This window comes from Paraburkholderia tagetis (genome assembly GCF_022213065.1).
Taxonomy (GTDB): Bacteria; Pseudomonadota; Gammaproteobacteria; order Burkholderiales; family Burkholderiaceae; genus Paraburkholderia; species Paraburkholderia tagetis.
Genome location: NZ_JAKLJA010000011.1, coordinates 163,153 through 179,580, shown reverse-complemented (window position 1 = coordinate 179,580; position 16,428 = coordinate 163,153). Strand labels below are relative to the sequence as shown.

At 58.3% G+C, this 16,428-nt stretch carries 15 protein-coding genes and 1 pseudogene; 14 read left to right on the top strand and 2 right to left on the bottom strand.

What is annotated here, in order from left to right; genetic code table 11:
• Positions 1-8: 8 nt before the first annotated feature.
• Positions 9-854 (bottom strand): annotated as a pseudogene (locus L5014_RS16080) (thiamine pyrophosphate-dependent enzyme); the annotation flags it as partial.
• Between L5014_RS16080 and L5014_RS16075 the strand changes: the two are divergent.
• From L5014_RS16075 to L5014_RS16010, 14 genes are all read left to right on the top strand, one after another.
• Positions 793-1,782, top strand: a complete 990-nt coding sequence (locus tag L5014_RS16075; protein ID WP_338019291.1) for an IS110 family RNA-guided transposase — start codon at positions 793-795, stop codon at positions 1,780-1,782. The pseudogene L5014_RS16080 and the gene L5014_RS16075 overlap by 62 nt on opposite strands.
• Before the next feature lie 403 nt (positions 1,783-2,185).
• Complete coding sequence (locus tag L5014_RS16070; protein WP_238464718.1) at positions 2,186-2,485, top strand: hypothetical protein; 300 nt, start codon at positions 2,186-2,188, stop codon at positions 2,483-2,485.
• A 25-nt stretch (positions 2,486-2,510) separates the two neighbouring features.
• Complete coding sequence (locus L5014_RS16065; protein WP_238464717.1) at positions 2,511-3,452, top strand: substrate-binding domain-containing protein; 942 nt, start codon at positions 2,511-2,513, stop codon at positions 3,450-3,452.
• 46 nt (positions 3,453-3,498) lie between these two features.
• Entirely contained in the window at positions 3,499-4,335 is an 837-nt protein-coding gene (locus L5014_RS16060; protein ID WP_238464716.1) for a 3-methyl-2-oxobutanoate hydroxymethyltransferase, read from the top strand.
• A gap of 16 nt (positions 4,336-4,351) precedes the next feature.
• Positions 4,352-5,227: an alpha/beta hydrolase gene (locus L5014_RS16055; protein WP_238464715.1), complete on the top strand. Its 876-nt coding sequence runs from the start codon at positions 4,352-4,354 to the stop codon at positions 5,225-5,227.
• A gap of 44 nt (positions 5,228-5,271) precedes the next feature.
• On the top strand, positions 5,272-6,321 hold the full coding sequence (locus L5014_RS16050; protein ID WP_238464714.1) for an amidohydrolase family protein: 1,050 nt from the start codon (positions 5,272-5,274) through the stop codon (positions 6,319-6,321).
• 48 nt (positions 6,322-6,369) lie between these two features.
• Positions 6,370-7,218: an HpcH/HpaI aldolase family protein gene (locus tag L5014_RS16045; protein ID WP_238464713.1), complete on the top strand. Its 849-nt coding sequence runs from the start codon at positions 6,370-6,372 to the stop codon at positions 7,216-7,218.
• Between the two features lie 68 nt (positions 7,219-7,286).
• Positions 7,287-8,429 (top strand): zinc-dependent alcohol dehydrogenase, encoded by a 1,143-nt coding sequence (locus L5014_RS16040; protein ID WP_238464712.1) that lies wholly within the window; start codon positions 7,287-7,289, stop codon positions 8,427-8,429.
• Positions 8,430-8,518: 89 nt separating this feature from the next.
• Positions 8,519-9,601, top strand: a complete 1,083-nt coding sequence (locus L5014_RS16035; RefSeq protein WP_238464711.1) for a CobW family GTP-binding protein — start codon at positions 8,519-8,521, stop codon at positions 9,599-9,601.
• A 40-nt stretch (positions 9,602-9,641) separates the two neighbouring features.
• On the top strand, positions 9,642-10,325 hold the full coding sequence (locus L5014_RS16030; RefSeq protein WP_238464710.1) for a 2,3-bisphosphoglycerate-dependent phosphoglycerate mutase: 684 nt from the start codon (positions 9,642-9,644) through the stop codon (positions 10,323-10,325).
• A 251-nt stretch (positions 10,326-10,576) separates the two neighbouring features.
• The gene (locus L5014_RS16025; protein ID WP_238464709.1) at positions 10,577-11,797 is read left to right on the top strand and encodes a cupin domain-containing protein; all 1,221 of its coding nucleotides are present in this window, start codon (positions 10,577-10,579) and stop codon (positions 11,795-11,797) included.
• 91 nt (positions 11,798-11,888) lie between these two features.
• Positions 11,889-13,430, top strand: a complete 1,542-nt coding sequence (locus L5014_RS16020) for an ethanolamine ammonia-lyase reactivating factor EutA (RefSeq protein WP_238464708.1) — start codon at positions 11,889-11,891, stop codon at positions 13,428-13,430.
• Positions 13,431-13,440: 10 nt separating this feature from the next.
• The gene (locus tag L5014_RS16015) at positions 13,441-14,391 is read left to right on the top strand and encodes an alpha/beta fold hydrolase (RefSeq protein ID WP_238464707.1); all 951 of its coding nucleotides are present in this window, start codon (positions 13,441-13,443) and stop codon (positions 14,389-14,391) included.
• A gap of 83 nt (positions 14,392-14,474) precedes the next feature.
• On the top strand, positions 14,475-15,809 hold the full coding sequence (locus L5014_RS16010; protein ID WP_238464706.1) for an MFS transporter: 1,335 nt from the start codon (positions 14,475-14,477) through the stop codon (positions 15,807-15,809).
• A 7-nt stretch (positions 15,810-15,816) separates the two neighbouring features.
• On the opposite strand, the gene L5014_RS16005 is transcribed toward L5014_RS16010, so the two are convergent.
• Entirely contained in the window at positions 15,817-16,374 is a 558-nt protein-coding gene (locus L5014_RS16005) for a bacteriohemerythrin (RefSeq protein WP_238464705.1), read from the bottom strand.
• Positions 16,375-16,428: the final 54 nt, after the last annotated feature.

Here is a 16,428-nt window from a genome sequence, read left to right as displayed (position 1 = left end):
GCATCACCCTAGAACATGTCCGAAGCCGTTTGATGGCCTGCACGTGTGCCGCCCGACTCCTGTCCATCCCTCGACGGGATGAACGGCCCGGTGATCATCTCCGAGTAGCTCATGCCAGACCCGACCATCGGAAACACATCGGCATCCTTATCGATCATGACTTCGAGGAAAGCCGGACCGTCGAACGCCACGAATGCCCGAAGCTTTTCCTCCACTTCGCTCAGGGCCTCGACGCGCTGCGCGAACTCGAATCCATCGGCACGCGCCGCCATGACAAAGTCCTTTCGATGAAGCGATTTGTCGCTCACGCACAAACGCCCGTCGTAAAAGAGACGCTGCCACTGCCGGATCATCCCGTCGCCGACGTTGTTGAACAGCAGCACTTTGACCGGCACGCCATACGTGGTCGCGGTCTCCAGATCGCCGATATTCATGCGCATGCTGCCGTCACCGTCGATGTCGATCACGACGGCATCCGGGCGTCCCATCTGGGCGCCGATCGCAGCGGGCAAGCCAAAGCCCATCGTCCCCATGCTGCACGATGTGAGAAAGCTTCGCGGCTCGACGAAGTCGAAGAACTGCGCGGCCCACATCTGGTGCTGGCCCACGCCCGTCGTGACGATAGCCCTCCCGCCGGTAATCTCGCTTAACTTTTCCACCACGAACTGCGGCTGAATGAGCAGGCTGGCGCGGTCATAATTCATGCCGTAGCGCTGCTTCAACTCCTTGATGTGGCCGAGCCACGCCAGAGGTGCTTGCACGTGCGCTTCGTGTTGCATCAGCGAAAGCAGAGTGTCCTTCGCGTCGCCCACGTGGGTCCAGTGCGCGCGCTTCACCTTGTTGATCTCCGCTTCAAACGAGGTCACCCTGATCGGCATCGATCTGGGCAAACATGTTTTTCATCTGCACGCACAGGATGCCAAGGGACATGAGGTGTTCCGCAAGAAGCTTTCTCGCGCGCAACTGCTTCCGTTCTTCAGCAATCTCAAGGCGGTTACCGTAGTGATGGAAGCGTGTGCCGGATCGCACTGGCTGGCACGCAAGCTCAACGAACTGGGGCACGTTGCCCGGCTGGTTTCGCCGCAGTACGTTCGACCTTTTGTGAAGAGCAACAAGAACGATTACATAGACGCTGAGGCGATCTGTGAGGCGGCGTCACCGCCGGCGATGCGCTTCGTTGAACCGCGAACGGAAGCGCAACAGCTCCTGGCCGCGCTGCACCGGGCACGCGAGGGCCTGGTCACCGAACGCACGGCCACCAACCGGATCCACGGCGTCCTGCTCGAGTTTGGCATCGTCGTTCCTCTGTCGAGAGCCACGCTACGCCGGCTGCCCGATGTACTTGCGGTGCACGATCTGCCGCCTCGGCTGGTTCAGCTAATCTACCGGCTCCATGTTCACTATCGTTATCTCGACCAGCAGTTTGACGATATCGAACGGGATCTGACGGTACAGCTTCGCGAAGACGAGAACGCGGCCCGGCTGCTCTCGATTCCCTGCATCGGCCCCATTACGGCAAGCCTGTTGGCATCCGAGGTCGGAAACGTTGCGCAGTTCGAGGGCGGCCGCAACTTCGCGGCCTCGATCGGACTGGCGCCCCGGCAACACGGCACCGGCGGTCACAAGATGGACTATTTCTCGCACACCAAGAATGCTCGCTCAATGCTTGAGCGCCTCGCTTCACTACAACCGAAGACGCTCGCCTGCATGCACGGCAGTGCCTGGCGCGGCGACGGCGCGGCCTTGCTGCGCTGCCTCGCCGACAGCCTCGAGCACGGCTAGACTTCAGCGCTGAAGGACAGCATCACCCGGTTAAAGCCGATCGGACATTCCTCCGAGGATCCAGGTGATAGCGTGCCAACGCCCATCCAGTATCGTCTGGCGATTGGTTATTCGCGTCAGGCTTCTGCGAGCACGCTCTGCCTGGCAAGCACGGCCTTGTCGATGCACTGCACATGCCAGCGCCCTTCGATACGTGATCCGTTTTCGGACGGCATTGCCGCCGTCGCTCCCCCTCCCTTTCATGAACGCCTGGACCTTCGCGCAATCCCGGGAAAGTTGACAGCCCCGATTGACGCTCCCGCACCCCAAGTGATATCGTTGGCTCTGTATTCAGAACGAAGTTCCGTATACAGGAACATTAATCGTACGACATGGATTCGCGATCCCACTTGCAGGACCTGTGATGCCAGGAAACATCGGGAAGCCCGATCCTCTATCGCTGTCCCATGCGGACCGCGTCCGTGAAGCTGTGCGCGCGAACTTCGAACTCGGGACCGATATCGTGATCATGGTTTCGGAAGTCGAGTGTCAGGCGCCCGGATGTCCTCCCCTGGAGACCGTGGTTGCGTTTTGGACCGACGAGGGTCGTCATCACTTTAAGGTCTTTAAACCGATGTCTGGATTCGACGATAACGACTTGCCCTGGAAATGGTTGAGGCGCTCGCTCATCGTCCCTGAAAACTATGTTGATGGTTGTTGCTAACAGCCGTTGACAGGAGACTTTTTGAATGGCAATTCTGAAGGCATGTGTCCAGACTCTTGGGCATACGGAGGCCCTTAAAACCGGTAAGGTTGATACCGGTCCCTGGTCGCTGGAATTCGAAGAAGTGCCGGCGATCATTCAGGCGTTTCGGCGGATGGTTCGTGGTACTGAGTTCGATGTCTCCGAGATGGCGATCACAACCTATCTGTGCGCCAGGGCATACGGCAAGCCGTTCACGGCGCTTCCGGTCTTTATCGTTCGCGCGTTCCACCATGGCGGCATCCTGGTGAATCGCAATCTCGGCATCGAGCACCCGCGCCAGCTGGAAGGCCGCAAGGTCGGGGTCAATCGTGGCTATACGGTTACGGCCGGCGTGTGGGCCCGTGCGGTGCTCCAGCATCAATACGGTGTTGATCTTTCAAAAATCACCTGGATTCTCTCCGGTGATGAGCACGTGGCAGAGTACAAGGCACCGGGCAACGTGGTGCCTGTGGAACCGGGCCAAACGGTCGAAGATCTGTTGATCTCCAGTGAAGTGTCGGCGGCCGTGGGGCTTAAGGTCGAAAACCCGGATCTGGTTCCCCTGATCCCCAATGCACAGAACGTGGCTTTCTCGGCCATGCGTGAATCGGGTTACTACCCGATCAACCATACGGTCGTGGTTCGCAACGAACTACTTGAACAGAACCCCGATCTGGCGCCCACGCTCTTCAAGGCATTTGCGGATTCCAAGCGTCAGTGGCTCGAACTGCTCCAGCGAACGCAAGACCCAGAACGTCTACCCCGTGACAAGTTCTATGGCCGCGTCATGGACACGCTTGGCGGTGACCCACTCCCGTACGGTATCGAGCCCAACCGTCAGGCGCTCGAAAGCGTTATCCGTTTTGCGTCCGAACAGGGAATCTTGACCCGGCAATACGCGCTCGAAGACATCTTTGCCGCCGGTACGCGGGACCTCGTGGGCTAAGCCCTGGGCAACCGATCGAAAATCGAAATCGAGAACCGAATCAGACATGCAAGCTAACGATAAACAAGTCACGATCCCGGCGCTTCAACAAATGAAGCGCGATGGGCAGAAGATCATGGCTGTGGTTGCCTGGGATGTGCAAATGGCTCGCATTGCCGAACGTGCTGGCGTCGATATGCTCGTCGTCGGTGACTCGGTGGGCGTCAACGTCTGGGGCCACGCAAACCCGCTCGAAATCACTCTGGACGAAATGATTATTGTATCCAGGGCGGTTCGCCGTGGCGCGAGGCGTGCACTGGTTTGCGCCGACATGCCTTTCGGTTCGCTCCAACGGGGTGTCCAGTCGGCGGTGGAAGCCGGTATCCGTTTGGTCAAGGAAGCAGCGGCCGACATGATCAAGTTGGACGGCGCCGCAGATTATCCGGAAGCTGTTGGCGCGCTGGTCAAGGCCGGTATCCCCGTGATGGCCCAGTTCGGCATCACGCCGCAAACGGCGCTGAAATACGGCATTCAATACAACAACGCAAATGGCGCCCTGGTCTCCGATGCCATGGTTGCCCAACTGGTCAAGGATGCAAAGATCATGGAAGCGGCTGGGGCCTCAATGATCGATTTCACGAATTCGGGCCCCGTCGCCGGTGAGGCAGTGTGCAAAGCGGTCGATATCCCTGTCATCGGCGGTTTCGGCGGCGGTCCGTGGCTCGATGGTCGTGTGCGCATGGCCCATGCAGCAATAGGCTACGGTGCGGCCAACATTGACGCTGAACTGGAGCAATACGCGAACGTGGCACGTACGACCCTGGACGCGTTTACCGAACTGTTTGCCGATGTCCGCGCCGGCAAGCAGATCAAGGGCACCCCGAAAGCCAAAGCCGCAGTCTGATTCCCGGGAGCCATATATGCCTTTCGTTACTGTTGATGGAATTTCCACTCGTTACGATGTGATCGGTGATGGGCCGGCGCTTCTCATGTACAGCCCGGGTGGTTTCAATGCCACTATCGAAACGTGGACTACGCTTGGTATCTATGCCCGGGTCAATCCCCTCGACTATCTGGCCAAGCGCTTCAAGTGCATCGTCTTTGACCGTCGCGAAACCGGTCAGTCTGGCGGCCGCATCGAGCGTGTGACCTGGCGAGACATGGTTGCGCAAGGTATTGGCCTCCTCGACCACTTGAGTATCGACCGTGCATTTCTGATGGGTGGTTGCATGGGTGTTTCGCCGGTCATCGCGTTCGCGACCCAGCACCCGGAACGCGTTTTGGGTCAGGTCCTCTACTGGCCTGTTGGCGGTGCCCGCTACCGGATGAGCAGTCATCAGCGCTTCTTCGAGCACCTGGCCTATGTGAGCCAAAACGGCATGGCCGCAGTGGTGGAACTCGCGTTGGCGACCGGCAAGCCGTTCGGTGCGGATCCCCGCGGCGGTCCTTGGGCATCTGTGATCCAGACGAACAAGGAATTCGCGAAAGAATTTGCATCGTTCGATGCCGCGAAGTACCGGGCAATCGTGACCGGCATGGGCTGGACCCTGTTTGACCGCGATACCGCACCGGGAGCCCCGCCCGAAGACCTGTTGATGCTCAACGTCCCGACGCTAATCATTCCTGGGCAAGACGCATCGCATGCGACTTCGGCTGCCATGTACCTTCACGAGTGCATTCCTGCTTCGGAGTACTGGTCGGTGAACGCCGCGGATCAGCAGGCGGCGAATACGACAGAACGTCTGGATGCGTTCTTCAAGTCCGCATTCGAAGTGCAAGGCCTGGTTCCGGCCTGACAAACCAACATCGAAAACGATTTTACATACGGCGCTCCCCTACCGTGATTATCGATACCCACTGCCATTACACGACCGAACCACTGGCCTTGCATGTTTTCCGCGACAAGCAGCTAGCAGGGTTGTTGGACCCGGCGCGCAAGCCCAGGAGCACGAACCTCGGCGTCAGCGATGAGGAGATCATCGCCAGCGTTCAGCCGCAACTAAAACTCCAACGCGAGCGCGGTTCCGACCTCACGATTTTCAGCCCCCGTGCCGCTGGTATGGCACACCACATCGGCAACGAAGCAACGTCGGTCGAATGGACGCGTTTGTCTAACGATCTCATCCACCGGATTGCAACGCTGCTGCCCGACAATTTTGTTGGTGTCGCGCAACTACCGCAAAGCCCCGGTGTCAGCCCCGCGAATTGCATTCCGGAACTGGAGCGCGCGGTGAACGAACTCGGTTTCGTGGGCGTGAACCTGAACCCCGATCCGAGCGGTGGTCACTGGACCGGGCCTCCGATGACGGACCGCCACTGGTACCCGATTTACGAAAAGTTGGTGGAACTCGACGTGCCGGCAATGATCCACGTTAGTTCGTGTTGCAATCCTAACTTCCATCACACGGGCGCCCACTACATCAACGCGGATACGGCTGTGTTCATGCAGTTGATTCAGGGAAACCTGTTCAAGGATTTCCCGACCCTGCGTTTCGTGATTCCGCACGGCGGCGGCGCCGTTCCGTATCACTGGGGCCGTTACCGTGGTATGAGCCTGGCAATGCAAAAGCGCCAACTCGTTGAGCACGTGATGCAGAACGTGTTCTTTGATACGTGCGTCTATCACCTCCCTGGCATTGAGCTTCTGACCCGTGTCGTTCCGGAAGACAACATCTTGTTTGCCTCAGAAATGTTGGGCGCGGTACCGGGGATCGATCCGGAAACGGGCCACGCATTTGACGATACGAAGCGCTATATCGAGCAAGTTCAGGGCCTGAGCGAAGAGACGAAGTTCAAGATCTTCGAAGGCAATGCCCGCCGCGTCTACCCGCGCCTCGATGCCCTGTTGAAGGCCCGTGAAGCTCAAGCGCGGGCCGTGGCCGTCAAGTAGCAACGATGGGAAATCTATTGGATTCCCGATCAACAAGAAAGGTAAAACATGTCGCGTCTTAATGGTGTTATCAGAGCCCTCGAAACTGGCGGTCACGCATTTTCCCTGTTCGCACCGTGCGAAATCGAAACCGCAACCGAAGTCCAGGCATCACCCTATGATTCGGTGGTCTTCGAAGGCGAGCACCGTGGCTGGGATATCAAGAGCCTGCGCAACAGCCTGCAATACCTGATGAACCGTGGCCAAATCGCAAAGAGCGGTCTGGCCCCGGCCGTGACCCCGTTTGCCCGCGTTCCGGCTAACGGTTGCGAGATGAATCAGTTCCTGGCCAAACAGGCTCTGGACATTGGTTGCTACGGCGTCGTCTTCCCTCATATCTCGACCGTCGAAGAGGCATACAACGCGATTGCCGCATGCCGTTACGCACGCACAAAGGGCAAGCCCCTGTACGAACCGGCGGGCATTCGTGGCGATGGCCCGATGCAGGCTGCGCGTTACTGGGGTCTGTCGATGGCCGAATACTACGCAAAGGCCGACGTATGGCCCCTCGCCCCGGAAGGCGAGATCTTCGCCGTTCTTCAGATCGAAGACACCGCGGGGATTACGAACCTCCCGGACATGCTGAAGAACGTCCCTGGAATTGGCGCCATCCTGATTGGAGAGGGCGACTTGAGCCAGGAATTGGGCGTCCCCCGCCAGACCGAGCACCCGGAAGTCCTGGCCGCAATGGCGCAAGTCGTTGCCACGTGCAAGGAACACAACGTGATCGTTGGTCATCCTCACGTTACGAAGGCCAACGCACAACGCGTGATCGATGAGGGCTATCGCTTCCTCATGGCCGCGGCACCGCGTAGCTTCGATACGGTGAGTGCCGTTCGCACCTTGGTAGACCGTTGACTGGTTAATGGGTTAATCCATCGCGATCTTGATCAATCGAATCCGCTGGCGTCAGACGGCAGGCTGAATTGCTGCCGGTAAAACTTTTCCAAGGAGTGTTAGAGATGGTAGACAAGGTTCTTGCACAGGTTCGTGTTGGCCCGAGCGAACTGGAGTTGCGCGAATTCGCATTGCCGGAAGTGGCGGACGATTGCGCGCTGATGCGCGTTGAAGTCGCCGGCATCTGCGGCACCGACGTCAAGATGTACAAGGAGCAACTGAAGGGCGCTCCGATTATTATGGGTCACGAAAACATCGGCATTCTTGAAAAGGCGGGCCCCGAGTTCCTGAAGCGCACGGGCCTCAAAATCGGCGATCGCATTTTCCCTGAACACTACACCTCGTGCGGCCAGTGCGAACACTGCCACTCGGGCCAATACCGTCACTGCATCGGCACCGACTGGCGTTTCAACCCGAAGGGCATCCGCCTCGGTTACACGGCAATTGACAATGACCACTCGCCGCTGCTGGGCGGCCTGTCGCAATATATCTACCTGCCCTCGAATGCGGTCATCCACAAGGTTCCGGAAGGTCTGGACCCGGAGCTTGCAGGCGTCGTGACCCCGATGGCAAACGGCATCGAATGGGCCCTGTTCGACTGTAACGTCGGTTATGACACGTCGGTCTTGATCCAGGGTCCGGGCCAGCAAGGTCTGTCACAAGTCGTCGCGTGCAAGCAAGCGGGCGCCTCCCTGATCATCGTCACCGGCACGGCAAAGGACTCCAGGCGCCTCGAAATCGCGAAGGAACTTGGCGCCGACGTCGTTATCGACGTGTCCAAGGAGGACCCGCTCGCAAAGATCCTCGAAGCAACGAACGGCCAGGGTGTTGACGTCGCTCTGGACTGCACGGCAGGCGCGGGGACGAAGGCCATCCTGCTCGGCATCGAGGCACTGAAGCGCAAGTGCGGCACGCTGCTGATTCAAGGCGAGATGGCCGACTTCCCGAACTTCCCGATTGGCAAGGTCACCGTCAAGGCCATCACGATCAAGTCGGCTCGCGGCCACTCATACAAGGCTTGCGAACTCGCTTTGAAACAATTGGCTTCGAAGCGTTTCCCGCTCGAAAAGATCACCACGCACCGTTTTGCCCTTAAGGATGCAGACGCGGCTATCAAGGCCGTGGGCGGCGCAGAAGACGCAATCCATGTGTCGATCATGCCCTGGATGTAAATCAGAAGCGTCCGGGCCCAAGTGACCTGCGGCAGCAATTCTTTAGACCCCGGGGCGGACTGGATCCCGGGGTCGCTGGAGAGATCTGAATGAATAAGACGATCCCGATAACGGTTCTCACGGGTTATTTGGGAGCGGGTAAAACGACGCTGCTTAACCGTATTCTGTCGGAAGATCATGGCAAAAAGTACGCCGTGGTCGTCAACGAGTTCGGTGAGATCGGTATTGATAATGATCTGGTCGTTTCATCAGATGATGAGTTATTCGAAATGAATAACGGATGCATCTGCTGCACGGTACGGGCCGATTTGATCCAGGTGCTTTATAAGCTGGTGGCCAGCGCTCAGATCTTTGACGCGGTGATCATCGAGACTACTGGTTTGGCTGCCCCAGGCCCCGTGATCCAAACGTTCCTGGTCGACCCCCATTTGCAGGCACACTTTAAACTCGATTCAATTATCACTCTGGTGGATGCTGTGCACATCCATCAGAGACTTGGGGATAGTCCGGAAGCCGTGGAACAAGTCGCGTTCGCGGATCAACTGATTATCAACAAGGTTGAACATGTAGAGGAAAAGCGGTTGCACGCCACCGAGACCGCACTTCGGGCGCTTAACCCGTTTGCACGGATTTACAGGACATCACGTTGTCAGGTACCGCTCGACGAAGTGGTCGGCCGTGGATCGTTCGACCTGTCCCGCGTCGAAGCCGTGGCCGTGATGGCGCATGCACCGCTTCCAGAGCACGACCACGATGAGCATTGTGGCCACGGCGCCCACGGTCACAACCATGGACACGTGCATGACGAACATTGCGGTCACGGTCATGGCCAACACGATCACGCTCACGACGAAGATAACCACATCCAGGCGCGTGGTATCCGTAGCGTCTCATTGGAAACGGACAAGGCGCTGGATCTGACCACGCTGGAAGAATGGCTTGGGAACCTGGTGACAGTGCAAGGCGCCGATATCCTGCGCACCAAAGGGATTTTCCACATCTCAGGATATGAGCGCCGGTATGTATTCCAGTCGGTCCACATGCTCATGGAAGGCGACTTTCAAGGTCCGTGGACAGAAGCGCAGGCCCGCTATAGCCGGTACGTATTAATTGGCCGAAATCTGGATCGTGACGCCTTGAGAGCCGGTTTCGAGGCCTGTATCCACGACTGACCCCGGCCCATGGATAACAGCTTGAGAAGAGGAAAATCCAATGATGCTCGCCCCCGCCCCACTCGGACCCGAGGCCAAACTCGTGCTACTGCGACACGGCGAATCCGAATGGAATGCGAGTTCCAGGTTCACCGGATGGGCGGATATCGGTCTCACGCCACGGGGCGTGATTCAGGCCCAGATGGCGGCTGAGATGCTAAGGAGCGCGGGTTGGACTTTCGATCATGCGTTTTCCTCGATGTTGACGCGGGCCCTGCGCACCTATTGGGTAGTGGCCACGCACCTCTATCCGGACCAGGAACGGCCGCCAGTCGCCGACTGGCGACTCAATGAACGGCATTACGGCATTTTGACCGGCATGACCAAAGCGGAGGTTTCTGCCCAGTACGGCCTTCGCCAGTTGACGAATTTCCGCTTTAACACGGATGCCCGTCCGGAACCCGTGCCCCCAAACCATCATTACAGTCCGGAATCGGATTCCCGGTATTCGCCTTTCGCTCCCCGGTCATTGCCCCGCGCCGAATCTATTGGCGATGCAGCGATCCGTGTGCGCGCGGCATGGTCGGACCTGATATTGCCGCGCATACAGGCAGGCAAGCGCGTATTGGTATGCGCCCACGGGACAACCGTGCGGTCTCTCATACAGATCATTGAAGGCACTCAGGATGAGGCGGTGACGCTAATGGAAGTCCCCAACGCCAAACCCGTGGCCTACAACTGCTGAGTTTCGCAAACCCCGAGGCGGCTGGGATACCCGGCACGCAGCGATCCTCCAGAGTGCGAAATTTCATACGAATCCGGTTGTTCGCGGTTTACTTCGCATGCCGAATCACAGTAAAGGTCAATCTTCATTGACACCTGTTGCGGTATCGTGGTCCAATCATCGCGTTCCGCAATATCAAACATTGTTCCTCATATAAGAACCCACGAGATAGTTCTTTACTTGAAGATCGCCCCATACAAGGAGAGATAGCGATGCCGCATGAAAAAGACCTTGCCCACTGGCACGAACCCGCCGGCCACAAGAAAGCCGGTTTTGGCGAGTTCAGGAAGCAACCGACGCCCTATGACCTTTTCATGGAAAGCGAAGGCGTTCCGGTCTTTCGTGACATCGGCATCAAGGACGTGCGCGATCTGCCGATGGTGGAATGGAAGCGCAAGGGCGGTCGCGGCCACTACATCCAGCTGCTGGGAACGGAAACGAAGTGGGGCTGCTACGTGGTTGAAGTGCCCGCAGGCGGCGCACTGAATCCCGAAAAGCACATGTTCGAAGAAATATACTGGGTGGTCGAAGGCCGTGGCACCACCGAGGTTTGGCTTGAAGGCGAAGGCCGCAAGCACATCTTCGAATGGCAAGCCGGTTCGATGTTCTCGATTCCGATGAACGCATGGTTCCGTATCGTCGACGGTTCGAACTCGGGAGCGATCCTCCTCGCAGGCAACACGGCGCCGAACGTGATGAACCAGATCAACAACGTTGAAGCGGTGTTCAACAACCCCTTCGTGTTCCGTGATCGCTTCAGTGCAGACGAAGACTTCTACAAGCCGCGCGATGAGATCGAAACGGACCCGGTCCGCGGTCTTGCTCGTCGTCGTACCAACCTGATCACCGACGCGGTCAACTGCGATCTCCCGCTGGACAACCGTCGTTCGCCGGGCTATCGCCGCGTTGAGCCGTTCATGACGGAGAACTGCTTCTACTTCTGGATCGGCCAGCACGAACAAGGCCGCTACTCGAAGGCCCACGCTCACACGTCGGCAGCGATTCTCATCTGTCTGAAGGGTGAAGGATATACGTACACGTGGCCGGAAGAATGCGGCGAAAACCCGTGGGCCAACGGTCACGCGGACAAGGTGCGTCGCCTCGACTACGGCTACGGCGGAATGGTGACCGCGGCGCCTGGCGGCGCACGTTGGTACCACCAGCACTTCAGCACGTCCAAGGACCCATTCCGTCTGACGGCATGGTTCGGGCCGCACAATCCAGGCCGTGATCCAGGCGCCCCGGGTTCAAAGCACAACGACTACACCGCTCAGGACGTCGGCTCTGGTGGCACTGCTATCCCCTACTGGATGGAAGATCCGTACATCCGTCAAGAGTACGAAGCACGTCTGGCGAAGAACGGCGTCCAAAGTCGTATGGACCCGTCCTGGTACATCAAGCCGGAAAAGAGTGTCGGTGACTCGGTGGTCTAATGCGTTCGCGTAGTGGGCCCACAGGGAGTTAGTCCATAGGGCTGTGTTCTACCAGGGACACAGCCCCGTCTTTTATGTGCTGGAGAGACGCATGAGCAGTGAGCCGCAAGAGGGTCGCATCTTCTTTACCGACACCGGCCGGAGTCTGGAGGAAGAAGACGAAATCCGACTAATCAGCGTGGGAATCGACGTCGGGTCCTCCACTTCCCATATGGTTGTTTCACGCATCGTTCTCGAACGAACGACCACACGTTACATCGTTTCAGAACGCACGATCCTTCACGAATCGGATATCTTGCTTACGCCCTATACCGACGATCTGACGATCGACGAGGTGCGGCTTGGTGCATTTATCGATGAGCAATACCAGAAGGCGGGTGTCACGCCAGAACAGATTGATACCGGCGCCCTGATCCTCACCGGGTTGGCGGTCCGGCGGCGTAACGCGCGCGCAATCGCGGATCTGTTTGCCGCGCAGGCGGGAAAATTTGTTTCCGTCTCGGCCGGTGACGGTCTCGAATCCATGCTGGCGGCATTCGGTTCCGGCGCCGTCTTGCGTTCACTGCGTCAAGATACCCGCCTCCTCCACCTGGATATTGGCGGTGGAACCACGAAAATTGCGATCTGCGCAGAAGGCGAGGTCAAAAGCGTTACCGCTATCGACATCGGCGCCCGAATCATTACCCTCGACGAGCAAGGCCGCGTTGCCCGTGTCGAAGCCGCAGGCGAGCGCTTTGCCGAGGAAGCTGGCGTTACGCTGACCGTGGGTCGCCCCCCGCTCCCCGGTGTGCTGGAGGCCATCGTCGAGCGCATGGCCCGGCGGCTGTGTGAAGCGTCGATGAAGAACGGTGCGGAACTCGATCCGGTAACGGCTTCGTTGCTGCGTCTTGCGCCCCTGGAAGGCGCCGGGGTTCCCGATATCGTCACGTTCTCCGGTGGTGTTTCGGAATATGTTTACGGCCGCGAAACGCGGGGATTCGGCGACCTGGGCTTGATGTTGGCCGCCGCAGTTCGCAAGCGCATCGAAGCTTCGGGAGCCGAAATCAAGGAAACGGACGAAGGTATCCGGGCCACGGTCGTCGGTGCGTCGCAATACACGGTTCAAGTCAGCGGCAGCACGGTCTACGTTGAACCGCAGTCGGTTCTTCCGCTGCGCAATCTTCCGGTGGTGGTCCTCGATCTCGATCTGGAAGCGGATCAACTCGATCCCAACGACATCGAAAAGGCTGTGACAGCCGCACTTAAGCGGCTGGATCTGCACGATGACACGAAGGCCGTTGCCCTCTTCTACCGGTTTGCCGGGACCGCATTCTATCGTCGCATGGACGCGTTTGTTGTCGGCGTCGTGAACGCCATGCGCATGCGGATTGAAGCCGGGCAACCTGTCGTCCTGATCGGCGAGGGCGATGTCGGCGGCTTGATCGGCATCCACTTCAAGCGCGAACGCGGTCTGCCGGTGCCCATCGTTTCCATTGACGGAATCTCGCTCAAGGAATTCGATTTCGTTGACATCGGTGAGCTGCTTCCCACGGCATCAGCGGCACCCGTAGTGATCAAATCGCTGGTGTTCCCGACGTCAAGCGGGCTGGGCCAAAGCGCATTTGAACCCGAGACCGAAGCCGCAACCGAATAAGGGACTCGCGATGAACGATCTGCGCGATCTTTATCCCCCGAGCACTGCCCGCGAATCCGGTTGGATGGAGGTCGGTGGAGGTCATCGCGTCTTCTGGGAAGCGCATGGCAATCCGGTGGGCATTCCCCTGCTGCATCTATGCGGGGGCCCGGGTGGCGCTCCCGGCCGCCAGGACCCCCGATTCTTTAACCCCATGGCTTATCGAATTGTGCTCATTCACCCACGTGGGGCCGGTCGTTCTACACCCGCGGCCAGCGTAGAACACAACACCATGGACGATCAGATCTCCGATATCGAGCAACTACGCACCCTGCTGAATATCGAGCGCTGGATTATTTCCGGCTCATCCTGGGGGACCACCCTGGCCCTGGCCTATGCGCAAACCCACCGGCAAAGAATCCGCGCCCTGCTCCTGCGTGGCGTTTTTCTTTGCACCGCGGACGAACTGCAGTGGCTTTACGGAGGGGGGGCCGGTCGTCGGCACCCTGAGGCATGGGCGCGATTCTCAGGATGGACCGGGGCCGCCGGACGTCAAGGCCTTCTACAGGCCTACGCAAAGGCATTGAATTGCGGCATTCGCGAAGAGGAATACGAAGCGGCATATAGGTGGTGCGCCTGGGAAAATCATCTGGCCGGATTCCGGGATCAGGAACGCGATACGGGCCCGGGCGCGAAGAAGCAAGAGTTGGCGATGGCTCGCATTTCAGCCCACTACTTCCTGAATGAAGGATTTCTATCGCCCGATCAGCTAATCAGTAACGCAAATAAATTGCATGGAATTCATGGCGTGTTGATTCACGGCACCTGTGACGAGGTTACGCCTATGGGCGTATACCCGCTAACTCATGCGTGGAAAGATTCAGTGTTTCACCCGATAGAAGGTGGAACCCATGTAAGCATCGACCATCCCCGAATGATCGATTGCATTATTCGCAACTCATGCAGGTTGATGAGCTTGTAAACCCCCATTTCTCGAGTGTCGTTTCAATCGGATAATCCGTCACCTTTATATGTACTGCGGGCAGCATCTGGAGATTTGCGATAATGAGCTACGAAGTCAATTCACAAACGATTCGAATCACAGAGTTTGTTGATGAGCAAAAGATTGGACCATTCATCTGGGCAGTCGTTTTAATTGGTTTTCTATGCCAACTCTGTGATGGCTATGATCTTTCGGCCGCCGCATTCGCGTCAATTGGCATCGCCGGCGAGTTCGGGATCGAGCGGCACGCCTTGGCACCGCTGTTCAGTGTCGGCCTGTTCGGTATGCTGTTTGGTGCCCTGGGTTTCGGCTACATCGGTGACCGCTGGGGCCGGCGTGTAGCTGTCCTCTCCGCGGCACTGCTTTGTAGTGTGTTCACACTGCTGAGCGCGACTGCCGGATCATTTCTTGTTCTAATGGTCTTCCGTTTCTTTACCGGGATTGCTCTCGGAGGCCTGCCTGCGAATACAGTGGCTTTGACAGCCGAATACGCACCGAAGCACAAACGCGCATTGTTGACCACGATGATGTTCGTGGGCTTGACGTTTGGCGGTGCGCTGCCTGGCCAGCTCGGAAGCATCATCCACCCCACGCAATGGCGCCTGATTTTCACCATCGGTGGCCTGGCTCCGCTCGTGACTGTAGCCCTGGCGTACTTCTTCCTGCCTGAGTCGATCAAGTTCCTGGCCGTGCGTAACCAGCACGATCCGCAGATCGTGAAGCTTGCGCGCCGAATCCGTCCGGAATTGAACATCCCAGTCGATGCGAGGTTTCAGATCCTTCACCTTGCGGAAAAGAAGTTCCACGTCACTCAGCTTTTTGAAGGCAATCTACGCATCATTACCCCGCTCATTTGGGTGATGTCGATCATGACCCTGTTCGCGAACTTCTTCATGAACAGCTGGATGCCGACCCTTCTGCATTCGTTGGGTCTGAACCCGCACCAGGCCGAACACGATGCCTCCATGTACTACCTGGGTGGCGTGCTCGGGGGCCTTCTGATGTCGTTGATGCTGGATCGGGGGCGTCTGTGGATCGTGCCTCTGTATATGGCGCTCGGAGCCGTGGCGGCGCTGTTCCTGGGGCAGCAAACGCACTCCATGATGCTTGCCCTTGGCGTGTTCGGCGCCGGCGTCTTCATCCTGGGTACGCAGTCGGGTACGAATGCCTTGATGGCCATTTGCTATCCCACTCAGATCCGCGCCTCGGGTACGGGGTGGGCACACGGTCTGGGGCGCTTTGGCGCGATTGCTGGCCCCATCACGGGCGGCGAACTGATCCGCATGCACATGCCCATGGCGCAGATCTTCTGGGCGCCGGCAATCATGTCGACTATCGGTTGCGTGGCCACGATTTGGCTCTCACGCGCGGCCCGGGATCGCTTCCCGAAGACGTAGCCGAACTTCAGTCGTTCTCCGGGGCTTTGTCCGGAAGCCCCGGCTGATTCGGGCGAACTCTGCGGCTGGCATATAGAGTCCGTCGCAGCACAACTGGCTTTCCACCCATGGTCTGCTTCGTCATCCACGCTGCTAACGCAGAATCCAGATAGTCTGCATGCCCGGGAAACCAGCCAAACAGATGCATACCGAAATCACGCACAACGCCCGCGTTGATCTGCCCTGCATCGAGTGCCGCCTTGACTTCGCACACAGATTTCAACACGGCCGCATGCTCTTCGACGTGGCAATCGCGCGGCGGGAAATTCGTCGCACGCATCCATTCGTCTTCCTGATTGAAATGGCTGATCGCGTGTTTTTCAAATTCCTCGATCGCGGCCAGCGCATGGGCATCGGTACAGGTCACGAGGCGCAGCACGACCTCGTAGAATTCCTCGTGCACGTCATCCATCAGCGTGAAGCCTAGCAGCCGTGCATCTGACCAGACCATGCTGGCGTCGCTTTGACGCGTCGGCGCTTCGACGTCCGCCGTTGCGGATACGTGCGTAAAATCTCTCGCGTTCATCCATTTCTCTCAAGGCAAGGCCGTCGACAATAGACCAAAAATAGGGGGGGGGGC